This window comes from Mesorhizobium sp. M0185 (assembly GCF_040322175.1).
GTDB lineage: Bacteria > Pseudomonadota > Alphaproteobacteria > Rhizobiales > Rhizobiaceae > Mesorhizobium.
Genome location: NZ_JAMYSY010000073.1, coordinates 1 through 21530, shown reverse-complemented (window position 1 = coordinate 21530; position 21530 = coordinate 1). Strand labels below are relative to the sequence as shown.

Here is a 21530-nt window from a genome sequence, read left to right as displayed (position 1 = left end):
GAAGAAACAGGCTCACCTGAGCCGAACAAAGAAACGCAACAGGAATCGAAAAAGTCGAAATCAGGCTTGTCGATGTCATCCGTCGTGTAGATGATGCGGCGCACGCTTTCGGGATAGGCGAAGAATGGCACGACGTGTTGCCAGTTGCGCCGCCAGCTCTGAGTGATCGCAGGATATCGCTGGCGCCAGAAGCCGGCCTCGAACTCCTCCAGCGCCTTCATGCCGGCTTCGGGTAGTGTCTCAGTTTGAAATATGCGGAAACGCCTATCGCGTTTGATCCTCTAGGCGAAAGCGCCTATGCTTAGCGCAAAGCATGGGAGCAACAATGGCCTACACTGTCATCTGGTACGGAAGACAGAGCATTGTGGACAAGGAGTTTTTCGACTCCGAGAAGGCCGCGAAAGACCATGCAATATCCATGTTCCAGACTCGAAAGGGCGACGATGGGATCGTATCCGTGGGCCATCGCATAGTCCAGATGGCCGCGGATCTCGCGCACGCTCATGCCGCGTGCATACATTGACACGATCTTGGCGTCGAAATCGGGAAAGCGGCGCTGATACCTGGCGATCAGCTTCGGGTCGAAGGTTCCCGCCCGGTCGCGCGGAATCGACAGCGTCATCTTCGATGTGCCGGTCAGCACCGTCTTCGTCGAATGGCCGTTGCGTCGATTGGCGCCGCCCTCGGCGCGTTCGTCCTTGAGGTGCTCGTCAAGCTCGGCCTTCAATATCCGCTCCGACAGCGCCTTCTTCAGGTCGTCCAGCAACCCCTCCTTGGCAAACACCTCATTCGGATCGCGGCCCGCAAGCAGCTGGTCCAGAAGTTCCTTCTCGATAGCCATGTGATGATTCTCTCCTTTCCATCATCATGACCTCGCGCACAGAATTCCTGACAGTCCCGACAAACTGCGATCCTGCGGAGTAGCCAGGCGCCAGGTCATGCCGGAAGTCGTACACTGGAGCCACAAGGGCCCCAACGACCGGGCGGAGAACTCGCATCGGCCCGGCCTTCGGCGGTTTCGAAGCTCATCTGCCACTCGCTTGATCCCGCTGCCCCGGCCAGCAATGGGGCTGGGGCAGTCCAGTACAGACTCTGCCCATCGATCACCTCGATCGGCACGGACTCCAGACCGACATCGTCGAACAGCCGCGCATTTGACCGCGTTCGCAAATTAATGGCCGGATCTTTGCGAAGCCTCCGCATTTTCGTGGGGGAAGCCCTCCCAGCCTCATCGTGATTGGACTTCACGATCGGTCGGAGTCACTCTGGCCGCAGGTATAAGAAGGATATGGGTGGGCCAACTATCGTCCGAATAGGAGGCTAAAATGAAGCACCAGACGCTTGAGCAACTGCAGATCGTCGCCGAGATCGATCAGGACTACCTGCGCCAAACCATGTCGCGCAGCGAACGTCTTAAACGCTGGGCGGAGCTCCTTGAACGGAACCCTGACCGGCGCCTCTCGACGCTGCACCAGACCGAGTATCAGCCGGTTAGAGCACGCGCGGCCATGCGCGGCGACGGCTCGCCGATCGCAGTCGCTTTCGAGGATCCTGTCCTCCGCGCCGCCGGGTTGGAAAACGACAACTACGGCGAAGCGAAGCGGTTCTTCGAGCTGACCGACAGGCAATTGCATGAGATCATCTGCTATTGTCATTTCGGCGCGACGGTGAGCGCCGCAACGGCCGCCCGTCACATCCGTGCGGCGGTTGCCGGGAGACAGCCCGGCATGTTCGCTCGGATGCGTGAGGCGCTCGTCGGATAAAGCCGGCGCCGTTTCGCAGCATCATTTTTGAAGCGGCTCGCATGGAAAGCCGCCGCCGTAGCGCAGGCAAGCGCTCCCCACGCCGGGCCGGTGGGTGATCTCCGACGCAGCCGAAAGCACGTTGCGGGCGCTTGGCGAGCGCAACGACATCATCAAGACCATGCACCGGGCGCTGGAGGAGCACGGCCTCGCCCACGAGCGGGGTCCAGCGCAATATGTCATGCACCGGCAGACCATCACCGAGCCGGTCGTCGGCGGTGTGCTCGCCAAGGGTCTTGCCGGCGACGAGATGAGCGATAAGCTGTCGCTCGTCATCGATGGCGTCGACGGACGCACCCATTATGTCGAGACCGCGGATGCGGCAAAGCTGGAAGACATTCAGCGCGGCCATATCGTGGCACTCGAACTGATCCTGCCGAAGCAGGAGCCGCGTGCGGCCGACCGCAACATCAGCAGCGTAGCGGGCGAGGATGGCGTCTATCGTCCGAGCAGACACCTGGAGGCGATCCGCGAGACATTTTTGGAGCAGGGCAAGGACCCGGACGCCTTTGTCCGTTTCCATGTCCGCCGTCTCGAAGCGCTGCGCCGGACCGGCCATGTCGAGCGCATCGACGAAGACCACTGGCGCGTTCCAAATGACCTGTCCGAGCGCGGCATCGCTTACGATGGCTACAAACGCGGCAAGGACTTCTCTGTCCGCGTGCTCTGGACGCTCGATCTGGACGCGCAGATCGGCAGTGACGGCGCCACCTGGCTCGATCGGGAGCTTGTGGCTAGGAACCCCGTCTCGCTGGTCCGGTCAGGCTTTGGTCTCGACGTTGACAACGCTCTCGACAGACGGGCTGCCCAACTCGTCGCGATGGGCCATGCCGAACGCGACGCGACGAGCGGGACGATCACCTTCGCGCGCGGCCTCACCTTCGTGCCCGTCCAGCCCGGCAACCATGTCGGCGGCACGCTCCTTGGCTCGGTCCGTCTTGCCAGCGGGCGCTTTGCCATGCTGGACGATGGGCTCGGCTTTCGGCTCGTTCCCTGGCAGCCAATGCTGGAAGGGCGCATCGGCCAGCACATCACCGGCGTCGTGCAAAACAGCGGCGGCATCGACTGGAGTTTCGGCAGAAAACGCGGCCTGGGGATCGGGATGTGAGGGCCGGTCCAGCCAAACGCCGCAGGTGAGGCGAGAGCGGTAACTCTTGTCTGGCCCGCAATGAGAAGTTCGCGCCATCTGCAGATCTTCGTTGAGGACTGCGGCGATATGGGAAAGAGGATACAAAGCGGCCCTTGTGGGAGGCGTCCACGGCGTGACGGCCGGATTGAGGTGCGCGCCCGAGACGGCCCAACCGCATAAGCTAGGGCGGTTACAGCGACGCCGAAGCTGAGGCCGATGCCCAGCGACCGCGCCGGCAGCAGCCCGCCAAAGCCGCCTGTCACCACTGACGCGCAGCCGATAAAGACAAGACAGAAGGTGCCGAAAAGCTCGGCGGCGAACGCTTTCATGATCGTATCCCTTGGAATTCTGAAGCCGCACTCTTCACGACTCGAGCCGAATTCAATGCGCCGCTACGGCCATATACCGGCGGTGTGCAGCTAGATTTCTACCCTACACGGACGGATAGAATACCAAGCGACGCGCTCGCAGGGTGGCGTCAGACGCTGTGGGGGATTTTATCGATCGAGACCCGATGATCCTGAACTTCGCGCAGGCCCGGGATATTCTCGGCCAGAACGCGCGATGCAGCCCGGTCCTCTTTGGACCGACAGGTACCCCAAAATGAACCGCCCCGACTGTCACTGTCACGTCGGAATCGCCGACCGATGACCACGGCGCAGCCCGGAGCGCCTCCAGGAGTTGATCCCGAATACTGCTGTTGTTGGCCGCGGTTCGGACGAGTGGGCTTTCTCTAGCAGTCGCCAGCGGCGATCCAGTCCGGACACTTCGGTGCTTCCGCCGCCCGCAATGCGCTCAGAAATCCATATCCATGTCGTGATGATGATGCTCGTGACCGGGAAGCTCCGGCGGCGGCGGGCCAGGCACTTCGGCCACCATGACTTCCGTTGTAAGGAGAAGGCCCGCAACCGAGGCCGCGCCCTGGAGCGCCGTTCGCACCACCTTGGCCGGGTCGATGATGCCCTTTGACACCAGATCCCCGTACACGCCCGATTGGGCATCATAGCCATAGGCGTTGTCGTCGTTTTCGAGGATCCCGGCGATGACGACCGAGCCTTCCAGGCCGGCATTGATCGCGATCTGCCGAGCCGGCCAGGTGATCGCCTTCCTGACGATCGCGATGCCGACCTGCTGGTCCTCGTTGCCGCCCTTGATCTTCTTGAGCGCCCTGCCGGCGCGCAGCAAGGCGACCCCGCCGCCCGGGAGAATGCCCTCTGCGACCGCGGCTCTTGTCGCGTTCATCGCGTCATCGATGCGATCCTTCTTCTCCCTGACCTCGACTTCGGTGGCACCGCCGACCCGGATCACGGCGACGCCACCGGCGAGCCTGGCCAGCCGCTCCTGGAGCTCCTCGCGGTCGTAATCGGAGGTGGTTTCCGCAAGCTCGAGCTTGATCTCAGCGATGCGGGCCTCGATGCTTGCACGCTTGCCGGCGCCGCCGACGATCGTGGTGTTTGCCTTGTCGATCATCACCTTCTTGGTGCACCCGAGCATATCGAGGGAAGCATGCTCCAGCTTGATGCCCAAATCCTCCGAGATCACCGTTCCGCCGGTCATCAGCGCGAGATCCTGCAGCATCGCCTTGCGGCGGTTTCCGTAGGCCGGCGCCTTCACGGCTGCAACCTTGAGAGCGCCGCGCAACTTGTTGACCACCAGCGCCGCAATCACCTCACCCTCGACATCCTCGGCGATGATGAGCAGCGGCTTGCCGGCCTGCACTACCTTCTCCAGCAGCGGCAGTATTTCGTTCAGGCTGGACAGTTTCTTCTCGCTGATGAGGACATAGGCATCCTGCATCTCGACCTGCATCTTTGCGCGATTGGTGATGAAATGGGGCGAGATATAGCCGCGGTCGAACTGCATGCCCTCGACGAATTCGAGTTCGGTTTCGAGCGACGTCCCGTCCTCGACAGTGATCAGGCCGTCATTGCCGACCCTCTTCATGGCGTCGGCTAGGCAGCGGCCAATCTCCCTGTCGCCGTTGGCCGAGATGGTGCCGACTTGCGCAATCTCGACGTTCGAGGTGACCTTCGTGGCGTTGTTCTTGAGTTCCGCGACGACGGCTTCGACCGCTAGATCGATGCCGCGCTTCAGGTCCATGGGATTCATGCCAGCGGCCACCGCCTTGGCGCCCTCCCGGACGATCGCATGCGCGAGCACGACGGCGGTGGTCGTGCCGTCGCCGGCCTGATAGGAGGTTCTTGTTGCGATCTCGCGCACCATCTGGGCGCCCATATTCTCGAACTTGTTGTCGAGTTCGATTTCCCTGGCGACGGTCACGCCGTCCTTCGTGACCCGCGGCGTGCCGTGCTCCCTGCCGATCGCGACGTTGCGCCCTAGCGGGCCAAGCGTGACGCTCACCGCATTCGCCAGGGTGTCGATGCCGCGCAGCATTCTGTCGCGAGCCTCGAACGAGAACATGATTTCCTTGGCAGCCATTTCCTTGAACCTTAAGACCCAATCTTCGGGGAACGTCCGGGCAAGGCGAAGCCTCGTTCGGCCGCTCAGGCGAGATTGTCGCGTGGCAGCCCGAGCCGATTCCAGACATCGGACAGAGCTGCCGCGAGCCGATCAATCATGATGTCCTCATGACAGGGTGTCGGCGTGATGCGCAGCCGCTCAGTTCCCTTCGCCACGGTCGGATAATTGATCGGCTGGATATAGATGTCGTGCTCGCTCAGCAGCAGGTCGCTCGCCGCTTTGCAATGCGCCGGATCGCCGACTGCCACCGGAACGATATGGGTGTCGCCCAGGATGACCGGCAGCGCAGCGGCCCCCAGCGCCGCCTTGACCCGCCGGACGCGGTCCTGTTGGCGCTTGCGCTCCCACTGCGAGGTTTTCAGATGCCTGATCGCCGCTGTGGCCGCGGCGCAGATCGCCGGCGGCAACGCGGTGGTGAAGATGAAACCCGGAGCATAGGAACGAACCGCATCGATCAGCACAGCACTTCCTGTGATATAGCCGCCGAGGCAGCCGAAGGCCTTGGCGAGCGTGCCTTCGATTACATCGATCCGGTTCATGGCGCCGTCGCGCGCAGCGACGCCGGCGCCGCGAGGGCCGTAAATGCCCACAGCATGGACCTCGTCGAGATAGGTCATTGCGCCGTAACGATCGGCGATATCGCAAATGCGATTGATTGGCGCGACGTCGCCGCCCATCGAATAGAGACTTTCGAAGACGATGAGTTTTGGCCGATCCGGACCCGCCGCCTTCAACAATTCCTCGAGATGATCGACGTCGTTGTGGCGGAAGATGCTCTTCTCCTTACCGGACTGGCGGATGCCCTCGATCATCGAATTGTGGTTGAGCGCATCGGACAGGATCAGACAACCGGGGATCAGCTTGGCGATGGTCGAGATGCCAGTCTGGTTCGACACATAGCCGGACGTGAAGACCAGTGCCGCCTCCTTGCCGTGGAGATCGGCAAGCTCGCCCTCGAGCTCTACGAGCGGATGGCTGGTGCCGGAGATATTGCGCGTCCCGCCGGCCCCCGTTCCCAGGCGGGTAGCAGTCTCCACCATGGCGACGACCACATTTGGGTGTTGTCCCATCCCGAGATAGTCGTTGGAGCACCAGATCACGACGTCCTTCGGTCCACGCGGGGAATGCCACACAGCATTGGGAAAGCGTCCGGCGATGCGCTCAAAGTCCGCGAACACACGGCAGCGCCGTTCCCCCTGCAGACGCGCGATCGCATCCGCAAAAAAACAGTCATAACTCCTAATGCCTGGCTCCAAGATACTGCCTTGCCCATCGGCCATATCGCCCGCACCTCCGGTCATCGGAGGTCCAAATCGCCGCGGCGCAATGACGTTCTTTACGCCGCCAGGTTTGCCGGTGTGCAACGCTGTGGGTTCCGCCATCGCCCGATTCCCCTGCTTGCATACGAATTATGTCGAAGCGCGATGCGCGCCGATCCCGCTCGGATCGTTCCTCACGACCCGCGTTCAGGAAGATCGAAGTTGAGCTGCAACATTCGCGCTATGTTTATCAGAATCGTCTCGCAGACCTTATCTTGATTAGGATCCAGATATTTGACAGTCCAGTTTGCCCCGTTCTCCTTGGTTTCGAGCCGCTGAATCACAAAATCGGTGACGTCCCCGCATCCCGGCTCCTTATGAAGATCCGCGAGGATCAATGCCTTAAGCTCCGAAGCTTCCTTTGTATGTCTTTGCATGGCCGCTCTCCTTCCGGAAGACAACTTTCTATGGATCGATCAACTGCATAATCGTGATCTCCGTCATCCCAGGGATCGTGTCATCGCACCAGTTCACGCAACCTAGCGGCAATGCCGCTGCTTGGTGTGTCAGAGTCTAGCCCCTCCACGAATTGCCCCTGTGGGTTCATGATGTAGATGTGGGTGCCGTGATCCATTAGGTAGTCGCCACCGCCCGCTTCGCCCTGGCGCGCCACCCCGTAGGCGCCATATGCCTCCGAAACCGAAGCGATTTGTTGTGGGCTGCCGGTCAGCCCGACGATGCGCGGATCGAACGCCGCGGTAAAGCTTCCCATCACCTCAGGCGTGTCGCGTTCGGGATCGACGGTGATGAAGAGCGGTTGCAGTTTTGCGGCGTCGGGGCCGAGTTCCTCAATCGCCGCGGCGATTTCGGACAGAGTCGTCGGACAGATGTCGGGACAAGACGTATAGCCGAAGAAAACTAGCAGCCATTTGCCGCGATAAGTCTCATCGGTGACCATCGTTCCGTCCGGCGCCGTGAGCGTGAAGGGGCCACCGACCGTCACAGGCGCCGTGTCAGCTCGCACGAGCGGGTGGCAGATCGACAGGGCCGCTGCGAATATGATGCAGAAGAGGGTATGCGGACCGTGGGCCCAGGGGCGGAGGAGTCCATGCCGTCGCTTCATCAAGTACCTCCGGCACTTCGAGAATGACGCGCCAAAACCCCCGCGTGTGTTTGTGATTAACAAACTCGCCTAAATCACGCCACTTTATCATATTTTGTTACTGGATGACTAGACATGGCACTGGTTAGGCTCTATTTTTAAAAGTTGCCCCTCATCTCTCTTGAAGGAGGTGGCTTTTATGACGATTCGCGAATTGATGAGCGGACTAGCGGCGATCGCTTTCGTTGCGACAATGTCCGCGCCTGCGCAAGCCTACGAAGTGGGTCCGGTCACGGGAGGCGGAACGATCGAGGGTACGATCGTCTACCGCGGCGATGTGCCGACAACAAAGATCATCCCCACCAAGAATATCGAGGTGTGCGGCGACCCCCGCGAGGAGCCGCTGATCGAAGTCGGCAGCGATCAGGCCGTGCTGAACGCGGCGGTGCAGCTGGTCGACGTGGCACAGGGAAAGGCCTGGCCGCAGCCCGGAAAGCTGCCTGAGCTTAACAACCTCAAATGTCGCTTTGAGCCCGCGGTGCAGATGATACCGGCCGGATCGTTGGAGGTGGTCAACAGCGACCCAGTGCTCCACAACACCCACGGCTATTATGGCAAGCGCACCGCCTTCAACGTGGCGTTGCCCAATAAGGGCCAGCGTATACCGGTCGAACTGAAGCGTGCCGGCACTGTCCGCATCGATTGCGACGCGCATGGCTGGATGGAGGGCTGGGTCTATGTGGTGGACAATCCCTACTACGCGGTCACCGGCGCCGATGGCAAATTCAGCATAACCGATGTTCCGCCGGGGGAATACAAGCTCGTGGCGATCCATCCCTTCACCGGGCCCATCGAGCAGCCTGTAAAGGTAGAGGAGAATAAGGCCACCAGTCTGACGATTGAACTGAAAAAATAACAAAATGGGCGACCCACTGATTCAACAGGGTCGCGTTCCTGCGAGAAGACCGACGCTTTAAGAAACGGTCTGCACTGAGGAGGAACCCTGATGTCTGACGAGCTTGACCGCATTCGGCGCGAAATGCATGCGGTGCTGCAGCAGCCTGGCGTACGCCCCGACGACTCGCTCCAAATCACCCGCCGCACCTTCATTCACAGATCGCTGCTGTTCGGCGCTGCTTCCGTCGGCCAGACCTTCGCGTGGTGGCCGCTGCTCAACACCATCGACGTCGCTCACGCCGCCGAAGCGCCCTTCAAGTTTGCCTGGATTTCGGACACCCATCTCTACGAGAGATCCCTCAACACGCGCTTCGTCGACAAGGTGGTGCGCGCCGTGCAAGAGGTCCAGGCCATGGATCCGCCGGCCGACTTTCTGATCTTCGGCGGCGACCTGGCCCAGCTCGGAAAGATCGAGGAACTTGAGCTTGGCGTTGAGCTCCTCAAGGATCTGACGATCAAGAAATACTACATCCCGGGCGAGCATGACTGGTATCTGGATATGGGCAAGAAGTGGGGCGAGTTGTTCGGCCAACCCAACTGGACCTTCGATCACAAGGGCGTGCGCTTCATTGGGCTCGATACGGTCAGCCGGGGACCGGACTACTGGACAGCGAAGAAGATGACGCCAGAGGAGCGCATGGGCCATATGGCTACCCTCGACGGCACGGTTGCCGGCGCGTGGGCCGGCGTCGGCCGCGACCAGCTCGACTGGATGCAGAAGACACTCGCCGACTGGGATAAGTCCAAACCGATCGTCATCTTCAGCCATAATCCGCTGTACGAGTACTACCCGCCCTGGAACTTCTGGGTGCGCGACTGGCGCGAAGTGAATGACGTGCTGAAGCCTTATACCAAAGTCACCAACATCCACGGTCATGTGCACCAGGTGCTCTACAACGAGATCGGCAGCATGCGCTCGATCGGCATGCTGGCGACCTCCTGGCCGTGGCCGTATGCGCCGGAAGGCCTGCCCAAGCTTACCAAGCCGATGATCCGTGTTGATCCGGGCGATCCCTTCGACGGGGTCGGTTGGGAAACCGTGAACGTCAACGCCGACGATAAGGTCGATGTCGAGTACATCATGTGGGGCCGCAAGGAGGTGTTCGTCCAGTCGCCGGAGGACCACGACAAGAGCATTGCGGAGGTCATACGGTCACGCATCGCCGACAAACAGTACCCATGGGCAAATCCATAAGGGTGGTGGCTATGATAAACACATCGACATTCCTGTGCATTCTGAGGCGTTCCACCGTCGCCGGAGCAGTCGTCGCAGCTGCCGTCGTCGGGCCGGCCAGTGCCAACAAGGATCCGGTGACGCCAAAGCAGCTGAAACTCTATCAAGAAGCGTTCATGGAGGAGGTCAGGAAAGGAGACCTCCTGTTCCATGGTGATGCGGCGATGAAGGAGCAATTGGGCGTCAAGCTGTCGAACACCGGGTGGGCCTGCGCCATGTGCCATCCGATGGCCTCCGATACCCACCCGCAGGCGTTCCCGAAGTTCCAGGCGTCGATGGCCAAGTTCGCGACACTGCGCGACATGATCAACTGGTGCATCGAGAAACCGAGCCAGGGCGAGAAGATCGATCCCGAATCGGAGGCGATGAAGGCGCTCGAGGCGTACATCACCTGGTCGAACAGCGGCTCGGTGTTGGTGCCAGGCAAATACTAGTCTCGTCGATAGCCGGGGGCACCGGCTTCAGGGAGCGCGAAGCGAGTCCGCCATCGGAGTGATACCTCGATGGGGAACGGTGGGCTTAAAGCAGTCGTGCGGCCCGGGAACCGCGCGGGAAGGGCTATGCGTTGGCAGAGACTGCGATGGTGCTGCGCGGCAAGTTCGCGAATGTGGACCTGGATGCGCTGGTCGACAACCGGGTCGTGCGGACCTGGCTTTATTTCGGCATGTTCTGGCTGATGGTGACGCCATCCGTCGGCGTCATGATTTCGGGCACCTTCAACTACCCCGACTATCTCGGATCGGGGAACCTCGAGCTCACCTTCGGCCGGCTGCGCCCGGTCCACGTCAACGGTGTCATCTTCGGCGCCTTCTCGACGCTTTTCATCGGCCTTTGCTACTATCTCGTGCCGCGTCTGTCGGGCGTGCGGGTGATATGGTCGGAGTGGTCGGTTCTTCTCGCATGGGTCTGGAACGTCGCAACGCTTGCCGGTTTGATCGGCTTGCTGCTCGGCGACAGTGACGGTTTGGAAGCCGGAGAGCTTCCGCTCTACGCGAAGGTCGCATTCTTCATCGTGGTGGCTGTTGCTACCGCGCAGTTCCTGATCACGATCAGTCGAAGGCTCGAGCCGGCGATCTATGTCGCGCTATGGTACCTGATCGCCACTTTCGTGTGGACGACGATGAACTTCGTGCTTGGAAGCTTCATCCTGCCATACACGATCTCGGGCATCAACAGCGCCGCCTTCCATGGCCTCTATCTGCACTACATCGTCGGGCTGTGGATAACGCCCGCGGGCTACGTGATCATCTACTATTTCCTGCCGGTCAGCGCGCGAAATCCGCTCTATGCCCATAAGCTCTCGCTGGTAGGCTTCTGGTCCCTGGCACTGTTCTACCCGTTCGTCGGCATTCACCATTACCTCTACAGCCCGATCGCGGACTGGGCCGAGACCTTGGCCGTCGTCACGTCGATGCTGCTGATCATTCCGGTGTGGACGGTGCTGGTGAACTTCTTCGGCACCATGATGGGCAGGTGGCATGAGTTCGGCAGGAACTTGCCGGCGAAGTTCCTGATCATGGGCTCGCTCATGTATCTCGTCGGCTGCTTCCAGGGCTCGACCGAGGCGCTGCGGCAGCTGCAGCAGCCGACCCATTTCACCGATTTCGTCATCTCGCATTCGCATCTCACTGTGTTCGGCACCTTCGTCGTCTGGGCGATGGGGGGCCTCCTCTATACTTGGCCGCGGCTGTTCGGGCGCGAACTCTGGTCCTTCAAGCTCGGCAACTGGTCGTTCTGGCTGATCACCGTCGGCATCACGACCATGGGCCTGGTCCTCACAGCGGGCGGGCTGCAGCAGGGTTATCAATGGATGAATGGGGTCGAATGGCTCGACTCGCTCGTCTGGATGAAGCCCTACTGGCTGGCGCGGACCCTGGCAGGCATTAGCATGGATATCGGTATGTCGCTGCTGGTGGTGAATCTGATGCTGACCGCACTGACCAGCCCGGCGACTGAGGCGCGACGCGCCCGCGGGCCGGTGGAGGCGCCTATCCCGGCCCCGGCGGGAGGGCCCGCGCAGTGAACGTTCGCTTCTTCGCGCTGTTCGCCGGCGTCTTCTGTATCACCCTTGCGGTGATCACGCAGGGCGTGCTGCCCTTCGTGGAGCCGTCCTCGCGAACTACGCGCGTGACCTCGGTGGTGCGCACGGATTTCGGCCAGCTGAAATGGACGGTTTCAGAGGCGACGGACTACACCGAGCAGCAGCGTCGCGGCCGCAACATTTACCTGCGCGAAGGCTGCTGGTACTGCCATTCGCAATTCGTGCGGCCGGTGACCGGCGAGATCCGCCGCTGGGGACCGGTCAGCGAGGCGGGCGAATACGCCTATGACGTGCCGCACCTGTTAGGCACACGCCGGATCGGACCGGACCTGACTCGCGTCGGCCTGAAATACAGCGACGAATGGCACCTGGCGCACTTCTACAATCCGCGGATGCTGGTGCCGGACTCGATAATGGCGCCGTATCGCGGCCTCTTCCACGAGCCCGATGCAGCCGTCCGTATCGTTGACGACGGCGCTGGCAATCGGACCCTGGAAAGGACAGAGGCCACCAAAGGCCTGTTCGACTTCGACAGCAAGCAAGCGATCCAGCTGACGCCCAATGCGTACGGGTTGCTGTTCGTGCCGCTGAAGGCGCGCGAAAGAAAGCCGATCATCCTGACGCCGAACGACGAATACACAGGCGAAACCGTCAGCATCGCGGCGGAGACGGAATCGCTGGCGGCACTTGTTTCCTACGTCCAGAAGCTCGGCACGAACCGGGGTAAATGGCGCGATCTTTTCGAGCCGCAAAGCCTGGAGGTCATGGATGCGACGATGCCGCGCTCCGAGGAATGGATTGCTTATGGCAAGGAAGTCTATGAGCGCCGCTGCATCGGTTGCCACGGTGCCAAAGGCGACGGGAACGGGCCGGCCGCCACCTTTATGTTTAACCAGCGGCCCAGGAACTTCACGTCCGCAGTCTTCAAGTTCAGATTGACAAAGGAGCCCCTGCCCACGGACGGCGACATGCTGCGCACCATTACCCGCGGCATCCGCGGCACGGCAATGCCCCCTTGGTACGAATTGCCGCTCAACGATCGGCTGGCGGTGATCCAGTACATCAAGTATGAGCTGGCGGTTGACCGTTCCAATCCCGCCAGTCCTTACGCTTTCTTCGTCGAGGAACCGCCTGGCCCACCGTTGTATATCGGGCGCCCGCCGACCCCGTCCCAGACGATGCTGGACCGTGGCAAGGAGGTTTGGCAGGTAGCGAAGTGCTGGGAGTGCCACGGCCAAGGTGGCAAGGGCGACGGCGAGAAGGCGGCCGGCCTCAAGGATGATATCGGGTTCGCCACCGTGCCGGCCGACCTCACCAGCGGCCAGTTCAAGTCTGGCCCGGCCGTCGAAGACATCTTCCGGACGATAACTACCGGCCTCAGCGGCACGCCGATGCCGTCCTATCGGGATGCCTTTCCGGACGAGGACCGGTGGGCGCTTTCCTATTTCGTGGTGGCGCTTTCCGCCTATAAAGACCCGCTCTCGCTGCAGCCGCTGTCGATCAAGAAGGAGGCCCGCGCGGCGCTGAACGATCTGGAACTGGTCGCTGACAAGCCGGAGCGAGCCTATGTGCCCGATCCGTCGGTGCCGGCGTCCGGCCCGCCAGCTCCGCCTGGCGAGGAACAGGCGCCCGCCGGAGGTTAGCGCATGCTCGGTTTTGAAGTCACCGGACCCTATGCGGGCGCCATGCTGATGAGCCTGGCGGCCCTGTTCTTGTTCATCTGGGGCGTCCTGTCCGGCGCGTTGAGCGGCACCGACAAAGCCGCCAATGGTTTTTTTGAAAGGGAAATGGAGAATGAGCGATCTGCAGAGCAGCGATCCGGAGAGCCCGACGCATCCGGAACTGGATGTGCGTCAAAGCTCGCACCCTGAACTGGAGGACTATGCCGGCGGCCTGATACAGGCGCGTGTGGGATTCATTCCGCTATGGCTTCTCGTCGTCTACGTGCTGCTGTTCGCCTGGGGGCTGTACTACATGTATGTTTATTGGGGCGGGCTCGGGCCCGGCCGTCTGTTCTAAGTAGACGGTCGCAAGGGCTGGTAAGACAGGAGTGATGGAGACGATGATAGCCAAAATTCTCCTTGGGGTCGCCGCATTGAACCTCCTTTTCCTGTGCTTCGAGCTGACGATAAACGTGCTTCGTCTTTATTTCGGCTGACATAGGAGCAGCGGATGCTACAGGACACCGTCTTCAAGCTTGCTGACGCCGGCTTGCCGCAGATGCTTGGCTTCCTCATCTATGGCGGCTGCACCGTCGGCTTTATCCTCTTTCTTTTGTATCTTGTGCGGCAATAGCGCCGCGTCCGTGCCACTGCGCAAACGCCAATGATCTACTACCTCGTGATCTTCGCCGCTGGATTTGCAGGCAGCTTTCATTGCATCGGCATGTGCGGCGGCTTTGCCTGCGCGCTGGGCCGCGATCAGCAAGGGGGAGGCGCAACCGTCCTTCGCCACCTGCTCTATAATACCGGCCGACTGACAACCTATTGCTTTCTGGGCGGGCTCGCGGGCGCGATCGGTCAGGTCATCTGCACCACGCAAGGGCTAACGGCGGCGCCGCTCTTGAACGGCTCCCTCGACATCGCCCAACGAATTCTCGCGATCGTCGCTGGCCTGCTCATGATTGCCATGGCGTTGCAGTTCTTCGGCTTGCTGCAGGTCTTTCATCGCCTTGCGATCGGATTTGGCGGCAGCACATTTGCATTGTCCCTGCGCGGTCTGTTGACGGCCCGGAGCAGCGCCGCACCGCTCGCCTTTGGCGTTTTCAACGGCTTCCTGCCATGTCCCCTGGTCTATGCCTTCGCCGCCCAGGCGGCGAGCACCGCCGGAGCGCTTCCCGGGTTTCTCGTCATGGCATCGTTTGGACTGGGAACCTTCCCCGCGATGTTGATGATGGGCGGCGTTGGCCGGATACTCGGGCCAGCCTGGCGGCGGCGCGGCGTGCGGCTGGCTGGTGGCTTTATTCTTTTGCTCGGTCTCATCACGCTCGGCCGTGGTCTCCTGCCTTCCGACGCGCATATCGGCCTTGCCTGGCCGGGCGGGCATCCCGCATGACTGCGCATGGCCATATCCTCTGTAGCCATTGTTCGCTGCCCGTCGGTCAGCGCCCGATGGAGCGCAGGCTCAACGGTGAGGCTTGCGCGTTCTGCTGCTACGGCTGTTGTATCGCCTTTCAGGTGAAGAGCGGCAGACACGAAGAGTGGGAAGCCGCCTGGCTTCTGATCCAGCTCGGCGTGGGAGGCTTTCTCTCCATGAATATCATGATGTTCAGCCTCCTCCTCTATTCGGACGCGTTCACCGGCGTCGATGCGGGCGTGCTGCCGTGGATTCACTTTTTGCTCTGGATCTTCGCCACGCCGGCGGTGGTGATTCTCGGCGGACCCTATCTGCGCGACATGTGGCTCAATGGCATTCAGGGACGAGTGACGTCGTCGGCACTCATCGTGCTTGGCGTCGCTGCCGCTTACCTCTATTCGGCATTTGCCGTGTTCGAGGGCAGCACGCATGTCTATTTCGACACCGCCGTGATGGTGCTGATGCTATTCACAGTTGGCCGCTATCTCGAGGCTGTTGGTCGCGCCAGGGCGGCGCGCGACCTCGAACCTCTTCTGGCCGCAGAAAGCGAGAGCGCGACCGCGGTCGATGGCGCGGCAGAGATCCGCCGTCCGGTGCGGGAGGTGACGGCCGGCATGCTGGTGCGGGTCCGGCCAGGCGAGCGCATTCCGGTCGACGGCGTGGTTGTCGAGGGAGAATCGAACACCGATGAAGCCGTAATTACCGGAGAAAGCCGGCAAGTGACAAAGCGCGCCGGCTCCAAGGTGATTGCCGGCAGTATCAATATCGACGGCCCGCTCCTGATCCAAAGCAGCGGTGACGGAACCGCAACCCGCTGGGCACGGATTTGCCGGTCGGTGCGCGAAGCGCTGGGCCGTCGCAGTCCAACCCAGCGCCTTGCCGATCGCGTCGTTGGCGTGTCCGTGCCGCTCGTCCTCGCCCTCGGCGGGCTGACGACCGTTTACTGGGCCCAGTCATTGCCGTTTGATCGAGCGTTGCTGATTGGCCTCTCGGTGCTGGTGGTTGCCTGTCCTTGTGCAGTCGGCCTCGCTGCTCCGATGGCGACATCGCTCGGCATCGGCCGGCTGGCGCGGCACGGCTGCCTCGTCCGCGACCCCGGCGTGCTCGAGACCCTCGCGCGTGTACGGTTGCTCGCCTTCGACAAGACCGGCACTCTGACGGCGGGCAAAGCGCGTCTCGTCGGCGTCGACCGCGAGGAGGTCGGCATCGACGAAGTACTGGCGCGCGCCGCCGGTCTGGAGCGCCATTCCGAGCATGGTCTGGCGCGGGCCATCGCGGCAGCCGCCGCTCAGCGGGGGATCACGCCGCTCGTCACCCGCGAGATCCGGATGGTTCCCGGCCGTGGCATCCGCGGCAGCGCCGAAGGCCGGCCCGTGGCGGCAGGGAACGGCAGATTGATGAATGATCTCGGCTGGCCGCTTCCCCCGTCGCTGGCCGAGCGTGCGCGGTCGCTGGAGGCGAGCGGTCATTCGGTGGTCTATGTCGGTTGGGGCGAGCGGGTTCACGCCGTGCTGTCGCTCGATGATTCGCCGCTTCCCGAGGCGCAGGCCACGATCGCGGCCCTGCGTGAGCGCGGGCTCGACGCCACGCTGTTGACCGGCGACTTGGCGCAAGCGGCGGAGCGGATCGCGGCCCTGGTCGGGATCAAGGACGTCCAAGCGGGCCTTTCGCCGGAGGCCAAACGGCTGGCCCTGGATCGGCTCCGCCATGACCACGATTCGGTGGCGATGGTCGGCGATGGACTGAATGACGGGCCGGTTCTGGCCGCCGCAGATGTCGGTATTGCCGTCGGCTCCGCCACCGATCTCGCCCGCGAGACCGCGGCGCTCGTGCTGCCTGCGGACGGATTGTGGATGCTGCCCTGGATCGTCGACGTGGCCCGCGCGGTCCGCCGGACCATCTTGACCAACCTTATGTGGGCGTTCGGCTACAACCTCGTCGCCTTGACGTTCGCAACATCCGGACTTCTGCAGCCAATCCTTGCGGCGGCGGTCATGGCCGGCTCGAGCATCCTCGTGGTGGTGAATTCGCTGCGGCTGGAGCGGCTGCCCGATCCTGTTGCAACGCTGGTCCCGGAGCAACGATCCGGCGCCGAGGCGGAGCGCGCCCAGAATGGTGCCGGCATTTCCGCAATGGCCGGCCCGGCCGTCGAGCGGAGTTGAGTTTCGTTTCAGCCAAACACGTCGTGCGTGAAGGCGTCGTACCAGCCTTCCGCGGCGCGCGCAGCCTGCCGGCGGATATCGGCGCTCTCGCCCACCTTGCTGACGAAGCTGATGACGCTCTTGAGCTTCCCGTCGACGGGCTTGAAGCTGATGGCGTTGCTGAACGCATCGTCGGGCGCGAGATAGGTGTAGCAGGTGTTGAACAAATGCGCCGGGAAACGCGCTGATCCGGTGAGATCGGCCGCGATGGCAAAGGCGCAGGCTTTGGCCTGGCTGTTGGCGCAGAAGGCGGATTTCGGCATATCGCCGCCGATGATCGCGTCGCCGACCAGATGGACGCCGGGCTGCAGCGCCGATTCGAAGGTGACCGGATCGACCGGACACCAGCCCGACTGATTGGCGAGCCCTGCCTGCTGCGCCAAGCGCCCGGCCATTTGCGCCGGGATGACATTGGCCACCGCGGCCTTAAATGTTGCTCCCGCGGTGATCACCGACCGGGTCTTCGCGTCGATCGCCGTGACCCCGCCGGTGAACTGGGCCGGTAGCCATTCGATCATTCCCGGATAGTGGCGGTTCCAAGCGTCCTGGAACAGGTCCTGCGCGTTGAAGCTGTCTTTCGAATCGAGGATCAGAATTTTGGCCTTGGGTTTGCTGCGCTGGAAATAGGAGGCGATGAGCGAAGCGCGCTCATAGGGGGCGGGCGGACAGCGAAACGGATTCGGCGGGACGACGATGACGAATAGGCCGCCCTCCTCCATGCTTTCCAGTTGCTGGCGCAACAGCTCGGTTTGCGGCCCTGCATTCCAGGCGTGCGGCATGATCTCCATCGCAGCTTCGTCATAGCCCCCAAGCGCCCGATCCCTGAATGCGATGCCTGGCGCAACAACGAGACGGTCGTAGCTGAGCTTCGAACCGTTGTTCAGCGCAACGGTTTTCGCCGCCGGGTGAATCGCTTCAGCGGACTCATGAATGACGGTGATGCCATATTGTTTTGCCAGCGCTTCATAACCATGACTGAGCGATTTGAACGGGCGCAGCCCGGCGAGATAGAGATTGCTGAAGAAGCAGGTCGTGTAGCTCTGTCGCGGTTCGACCAGGGTCACCTCGATAGCCGTGGCGCTGACGGCGAGATATCTGGCGACCGTTGCGCCGCCGATGCCGCCGCCGATCACGACGACACGCGCCTTGGCCTGGCTCCGCGCCTTCGGCTGGTTGAGCGCCGTTAGCAACGCTGCTCCAGTCAGGCGGCCGAACTCGCGACGCGTCCAGAATTTCATGGCGCGCTACTTTCCCTGCGCTGCGACATAGCGCGCGACGCTCGCGATCTCCTCGTCGCTGAGCGACAGCGCGATAGCGTGCATGATGTGATTTGGACTCTCGCTCGCCCGATAGGCAAGCAGGGCGTTGGTGAGCCTCTCCTCACCAAGCCGGATGATGCTGGGAACGCCTGTGCCGCCGCCATCGAGGCGATGGCAGGACGCACAGGTCGCGGCGAGTTGAGCGCCTTGATCGGCCCCCGCCGCCGCGCCGGATTGGCTAACGAGAAGCACGAGGCCCGTGGCAATCGCAGATCTCGCGAGGGGGCGCATGCTGAATACCCGTCTGTTTCGGAGTTTTCCGGTCACGCTCCCACTCAACTTGTCACGCCATAATTCGCGCAGCTCGATTGCGTCGCCACCTCAACCGACCGTGAGCCGGTGCGACAACGTGTAGACGGCACCGCCGTCCTCCTCCCAGACGAAATCGAGCCGGCCGCTCTCCGTCGCGCGCAAGGAAAATTCGAAGAACGGGTTAGCCGAAATCGCCTCGTGGAGATCGACGCTGAACACCACGGATTGGTTGTAGCGGCAGACAAACCTGTTGATGATCTTGCGCGGGATTACATTGCCTTGATCATCGTGGCGCAGCCCTGTTTCCATCTCATGGCTGATGATGGTCTTGACCTGAAAGACGTCGCCCTTCGCCGCAGCGCTTGGTAGGATCACGCGTGGTGTGGGGGTGATCACTGTCCGGCTCCCTCTCGGATGTCAGGCGCAGCCGTTGGTGGCGACGTCAACCCAAGCCGTGGTCATCAGCAGATTGCCGTCATTCATTTCGGCGACAGCGATGACATGCTGCGGTTTGGCAAGGCGGATGCGGGTCGACACGCGGGGCAGGCTGCGTTGCGGGACGAAATGGAAACTGGCCACTTCGATGATCGGGTTCTGCGGCGCGAACACGCGGATTTGCCTCACGTGGTCGGCCTCAGTCATGGGGCTGTCGATGTCGAGGCTCATAGGCACGGTGTAACCGGTCGGGAAGACCGCCGGCATTATCAGGTGAAGGCGGTCCGACTCCGTGGCCGTCCGCCCGGTGAGCTGTTTGACGAGTTCCAGCGCTTCATCGTTCGCACGCGCGCTCAGCGGTGAGAAGAGCGCGACTCCGGCAAACCCTGCACTCCCGGCGATCAACACATCGCGGCGCGTCAAGCTCATCATCCCGGTCTCCGCCTTTTTTGCGTCACTCCGAAGACACACATCAACAGCGGCAGGAGGCGGCGCAATCGGACACATCAGTGCGGCAGCTTTGAAGTTTAGCACCGCCAACCGCTGCGAGCAAATCTCTTAGAAGTGCCCAAGATCTCTTAGCCGCCCTCGAAACGGTCAAGGCATTGCAGGAAAGGACGCTCCTGCGTTTGTCGGATTTCTAATCACGCTCTTGGCCGGCCATCAGACGCTCGAACTAACTGGAGCGCTCTGAACAGCGCCAGCGCAATGTCGGATTTACAAGCATGTGCGACATTCAGGATAAGGCTGAAGAAGGACCGGTTAGGGTCAGATCGCGTCATGCGACGCTCGCAACTGAACGACCGCCAAAAGGGTCGAACTCGGTCGTTCAGAGCGATTTGGGTTTTGCCGGCCATGAGGAGATCCCGAACTTTGAACGAAGTTGTCGGCCGGGCGCGCCTGATACGGCCCCTCCTCTCGAACCCGACCTTCGACCCTGAACGGGGATGGTGATACACGCCGCACGATCACCCAGCGGAGACGTTGCCATGTCTAAGCACTTCGTTCATGGGGCAGTGGTCGCATTTGGGCTGTTCGTCACCAGCGCAAGCGCCGAAACCCTGAAGCTTCCTGACAATCTGGCCGGCTTTAGTTCTGATATTGGCGAAAACTACTTCGTCGAAAGCGATGCACGGGAGGCCTATTTCCCTCTCGCAAGCAACTTTCTGACGCAGAAGACACAGTCCTATTGCGGTGTCGCCAGCATCGTCATGGTGCTGAACGCGCTCAATGTACCGGCGCCTTCGGTTCCGGAGTACGAGCCCTATCGCACTTTCACGCAGGACAATGTCCTCGATGAACGAACGGACGCCATTCTCGCCCGAGATGTTTTGGCGAAGAAAGGTATGACCCTCGATCAGATCGGTGGAATTCTTGCGACGCAGCCGGTCAAGGCAGAAGTCCATCATGCCGCCGCAGCTCAGTCGACGAGTTCCGCAAGCTGGCGAGTTCCCATCTCGGCCAGTCGAACCATTTCGTGATCGTCAACTACCTCCGCAAGGCAATCGGACAGGAGAAGGGCGGCCATATCTCGCCGCTAGCAGCCTATGATGGGAAATCAGACCGCTTCCTCATCCTTGATGTCGCACGGTATAAATACCCTCCAGTGTGGGTGAAGACATCTGAGCTTTTCGATGCCATGAACACCCAGGACTCCGACAACGAGAACAAGACCCGCGGCTTCGTCCTGGTATCGGCGGCTTCTGTTCAATAGTGATCACCGCCTTCAATGCGATCATCCAGTCTGTGAGCGAGGGGTCACGCGCATTGATGCGGGGCCCCACAAACCATCCCGCCCCGCCCGCCGATGAACCCGGTGGGTGCCGACCCGGCATGCGCTCGCCCCGGCGGCGGCGGTCTCACACGCTGGCGTTCTAGGGTCAAACTCTACCAACTGGCTGCCGCCAATGGCCGAGATGGATGGTTTGTTGCTGTTCGCCTCGTCCACTGGAACGAGTAAGGTGCGCCAATTGCCGACCTTTCCGGCGCTTCTCCGAAGCTGACGTTCGCGGTGCGGCCGGAATGCCGCCGAACCTGCCGACATCATAGCCACGCCTTGAGTAGAGGCTTCGTCTCGAGCACCTCGGCACGGTTCCGTTCGCGCGATAGAAGCAGCGGTTGGCGATTGAGCAGCATGGAATCGCCGAATTCATGCGCACGGTATCGATACGCGGTGAAGGCTGCGGAGGCCTTGGCGAGCACAGCATCGTCGGCAAAGGCGCGCAGGAGCTCGAAATGGCTTT

At 61.7% G+C, this 21530-nt stretch carries 18 protein-coding genes and 6 pseudogenes; 13 read left to right on the top strand and 11 right to left on the bottom strand.

Translation table 11 applies throughout. From position 1 onward, the window contains the following. Positions 1-68 precede the first annotated feature (68 nt). Positions 69-233 (bottom strand): annotated as a pseudogene (locus NKJ20_RS31650) (transposase); the annotation flags it as partial. A gap of 245 nt (positions 234-478) precedes the next feature. Then, a pseudogene (locus NKJ20_RS31645) lies at positions 479-841 on the bottom strand (transposase); the annotation flags it as partial. 58 nt (positions 842-899) lie between these two features. Here NKJ20_RS31645 and NKJ20_RS31640 point away from each other — a divergent pair. The 3 genes and pseudogenes from NKJ20_RS31640 to NKJ20_RS31630 form a co-directional block, all read left to right on the top strand. Continuing rightward, positions 900-1022, top strand: a pseudogene (locus NKJ20_RS31640) (IS6 family transposase); the annotation flags it as partial. A gap of 303 nt (positions 1023-1325) precedes the next feature. Then, on the top strand, positions 1326-1763 hold the full coding sequence (locus NKJ20_RS31635; RefSeq protein WP_352450407.1) for a hypothetical protein: 438 nt from the start codon (positions 1326-1328) through the stop codon (positions 1761-1763). A 91-nt stretch (positions 1764-1854) separates the two neighbouring features. After that, positions 1855-2910, top strand: a pseudogene (locus NKJ20_RS31630) (DUF3363 domain-containing protein); the annotation flags it as partial. A gap of 816 nt (positions 2911-3726) precedes the next feature. On the opposite strand, the gene groL reads toward NKJ20_RS31630, so the two are convergent. The 4 genes from groL to NKJ20_RS31610 all read right to left on the bottom strand — a co-directional run bounded on the left by groL (position 3727) and on the right by NKJ20_RS31610 (position 7794). Continuing rightward, positions 3727-5370, bottom strand: a complete 1644-nt coding sequence (gene groL / locus NKJ20_RS31625; RefSeq protein ID WP_352749407.1) for a chaperonin GroEL — start codon at positions 5368-5370, stop codon at positions 3727-3729. 65 nt (positions 5371-5435) lie between these two features. Next, entirely contained in the window at positions 5436-6692 is a 1257-nt protein-coding gene (gene hemA, locus NKJ20_RS31620; RefSeq protein ID WP_352749415.1) for a 5-aminolevulinate synthase, read from the bottom strand. 173 nt (positions 6693-6865) lie between these two features. Beyond that, positions 6866-7108: a hypothetical protein gene (locus tag NKJ20_RS31615; RefSeq protein WP_023718664.1), complete on the bottom strand. Its 243-nt coding sequence runs from the start codon at positions 7106-7108 to the stop codon at positions 6866-6868. 80 nt (positions 7109-7188) lie between these two features. Continuing rightward, the gene (locus NKJ20_RS31610; protein WP_352450404.1) at positions 7189-7794 is read right to left on the bottom strand and encodes an SCO family protein; all 606 of its coding nucleotides are present in this window, start codon (positions 7792-7794) and stop codon (positions 7189-7191) included. Positions 7795-7990: 196 nt separating this feature from the next. Between NKJ20_RS31610 and NKJ20_RS31605 the strand changes: the two genes are divergently transcribed. From NKJ20_RS31605 to NKJ20_RS31565, 9 genes are all read left to right on the top strand, one after another. Beyond that, positions 7991-8689: a hypothetical protein gene (locus NKJ20_RS31605; protein ID WP_502895038.1), complete on the top strand. Its 699-nt coding sequence runs from the start codon at positions 7991-7993 to the stop codon at positions 8687-8689. A 90-nt stretch (positions 8690-8779) separates the two neighbouring features. After that, positions 8780-9925: a metallophosphoesterase family protein gene (locus NKJ20_RS31600; protein ID WP_352450402.1), complete on the top strand. Its 1146-nt coding sequence runs from the start codon at positions 8780-8782 to the stop codon at positions 9923-9925. A gap of 11 nt (positions 9926-9936) precedes the next feature. Continuing rightward, positions 9937-10398: a c-type cytochrome gene (locus tag NKJ20_RS31595; protein ID WP_352450401.1), complete on the top strand. Its 462-nt coding sequence runs from the start codon at positions 9937-9939 to the stop codon at positions 10396-10398. 146 nt (positions 10399-10544) lie between these two features. Then, positions 10545-11987, top strand: a complete 1443-nt coding sequence (locus NKJ20_RS31590) for a cbb3-type cytochrome c oxidase subunit I (protein WP_352749413.1) — start codon at positions 10545-10547, stop codon at positions 11985-11987. Next, positions 11984-13648, top strand: a complete 1665-nt coding sequence (locus NKJ20_RS31585; RefSeq protein ID WP_352749402.1) for a cbb3-type cytochrome c oxidase subunit II — start codon at positions 11984-11986, stop codon at positions 13646-13648. The genes NKJ20_RS31590 and NKJ20_RS31585 overlap by 4 nt, the downstream gene beginning before the upstream one ends. A 151-nt stretch (positions 13649-13799) precedes the next feature. Then, positions 13800-14024, top strand: coding sequence for a hypothetical protein (locus tag NKJ20_RS31580; protein ID WP_023718671.1), 225 nt, complete (start codon positions 13800-13802; stop codon positions 14022-14024). A gap of 153 nt (positions 14025-14177) precedes the next feature. Then, the gene (locus NKJ20_RS31575) at positions 14178-14300 is read left to right on the top strand and encodes a hypothetical protein (RefSeq protein WP_352450399.1); all 123 of its coding nucleotides are present in this window, start codon (positions 14178-14180) and stop codon (positions 14298-14300) included. A 30-nt stretch (positions 14301-14330) separates the two neighbouring features. Beyond that, entirely contained in the window at positions 14331-15059 is a 729-nt protein-coding gene (locus tag NKJ20_RS31570) for a sulfite exporter TauE/SafE family protein (protein WP_352749400.1), read from the top strand. A gap of 56 nt (positions 15060-15115) precedes the next feature. Further along, positions 15116-17242 carry a heavy metal translocating P-type ATPase gene (locus NKJ20_RS31565; RefSeq protein WP_352749410.1) on the top strand — a complete coding sequence of 709 codons (2127 nt, stop codon included), beginning with the start codon at positions 15116-15118 and terminating at the stop codon, positions 17240-17242. Between the two features lie 8 nt (positions 17243-17250). On the opposite strand, the gene NKJ20_RS31560 is transcribed toward NKJ20_RS31565, so the two are convergent. Genes NKJ20_RS31560 through NKJ20_RS31545 form a run of 4 tightly spaced genes read right to left on the bottom strand, consistent with a single transcriptional unit; the run spans position 17251 to position 19719 of the window. After that, positions 17251-18519: an NAD(P)/FAD-dependent oxidoreductase gene (locus NKJ20_RS31560; protein ID WP_352450397.1), complete on the bottom strand. Its 1269-nt coding sequence runs from the start codon at positions 18517-18519 to the stop codon at positions 17251-17253. 6 nt (positions 18520-18525) lie between these two features. Continuing rightward, entirely contained in the window at positions 18526-18867 is a 342-nt protein-coding gene (locus tag NKJ20_RS31555) for a c-type cytochrome (protein ID WP_352450395.1), read from the bottom strand. A 54-nt stretch (positions 18868-18921) separates the two neighbouring features. Beyond that, entirely contained in the window at positions 18922-19248 is a 327-nt protein-coding gene (gene soxZ / locus NKJ20_RS31550) for a thiosulfate oxidation carrier complex protein SoxZ (RefSeq protein WP_352450394.1), read from the bottom strand. Between the two features lie 21 nt (positions 19249-19269). Beyond that, positions 19270-19719 carry a thiosulfate oxidation carrier protein SoxY gene (locus tag NKJ20_RS31545; protein ID WP_352749396.1) on the bottom strand — a complete coding sequence of 150 codons (450 nt, stop codon included), beginning with the start codon at positions 19717-19719 and terminating at the stop codon, positions 19270-19272. A 515-nt stretch (positions 19720-20234) separates the two neighbouring features. Between NKJ20_RS31545 and NKJ20_RS31540 the strand changes: the two are divergent. Beyond that, a pseudogene (locus NKJ20_RS31540) lies at positions 20235-21001 on the top strand (phytochelatin synthase family protein). 329 nt (positions 21002-21330) lie between these two features. Here the strand turns inward: NKJ20_RS31540 and NKJ20_RS31535 are convergent. After that, a pseudogene (locus tag NKJ20_RS31535) lies at positions 21331-21530 on the bottom strand (hypothetical protein); the annotation flags it as partial.

What these genes read in the sequence shown, in the direction of transcription:
- NKJ20_RS31635 (WP_352450407.1), top strand. Translation starts at nt 1,326, where the DNA reads ATGAAGCACCAGACGCTTGAGCAACTGCAGATCGTCGCCGAGATCGAT.
- groL (WP_352749407.1), bottom strand. Translation starts at nt 5,370, where the DNA reads ATGGCTGCCAAGGAAATCATGTTCTCGTTCGAGGCTCGCGACAGAATG.
- hemA (WP_352749415.1), bottom strand. Translation starts at nt 6,692, where the DNA reads ATGGCCGATGGGCAAGGCAGTATCTTGGAGCCAGGCATTAGGAGTTAT.
- NKJ20_RS31615 (WP_023718664.1), bottom strand. Translation starts at nt 7,108, where the DNA reads ATGCAAAGACATACAAAGGAAGCTTCGGAGCTTAAGGCATTGATCCTC.
- NKJ20_RS31610 (WP_352450404.1), bottom strand. Translation starts at nt 7,794, where the DNA reads ATGAAGCGACGGCATGGACTCCTCCGCCCCTGGGCCCACGGTCCGCAT.
- NKJ20_RS31605 (WP_502895038.1), top strand. Translation starts at nt 7,991, where the DNA reads ATGAGCGGACTAGCGGCGATCGCTTTCGTTGCGACAATGTCCGCGCCT.
- NKJ20_RS31600 (WP_352450402.1), top strand. Translation starts at nt 8,780, where the DNA reads ATGTCTGACGAGCTTGACCGCATTCGGCGCGAAATGCATGCGGTGCTG.
- NKJ20_RS31595 (WP_352450401.1), top strand. Translation starts at nt 9,937, where the DNA reads ATGATAAACACATCGACATTCCTGTGCATTCTGAGGCGTTCCACCGTC.
- NKJ20_RS31590 (WP_352749413.1), top strand. Translation starts at nt 10,545, where the DNA reads ATGGTGCTGCGCGGCAAGTTCGCGAATGTGGACCTGGATGCGCTGGTC.
- NKJ20_RS31580 (WP_023718671.1), top strand. Translation starts at nt 13,800, where the DNA reads ATGAGCGATCTGCAGAGCAGCGATCCGGAGAGCCCGACGCATCCGGAA.
- NKJ20_RS31575 (WP_352450399.1), top strand. Translation starts at nt 14,178, where the DNA reads ATGCTACAGGACACCGTCTTCAAGCTTGCTGACGCCGGCTTGCCGCAG.
- NKJ20_RS31570 (WP_352749400.1), top strand. Translation starts at nt 14,331, where the DNA reads ATGATCTACTACCTCGTGATCTTCGCCGCTGGATTTGCAGGCAGCTTT.
- NKJ20_RS31565 (WP_352749410.1), top strand. Translation starts at nt 15,116, where the DNA reads ATGGAGCGCAGGCTCAACGGTGAGGCTTGCGCGTTCTGCTGCTACGGC.
- NKJ20_RS31560 (WP_352450397.1), bottom strand. Translation starts at nt 18,519, where the DNA reads ATGAAATTCTGGACGCGTCGCGAGTTCGGCCGCCTGACTGGAGCAGCG.
- NKJ20_RS31545 (WP_352749396.1), bottom strand. Translation starts at nt 19,719, where the DNA reads ATGATGAGCTTGACGCGCCGCGATGTGTTGATCGCCGGGAGTGCAGGG.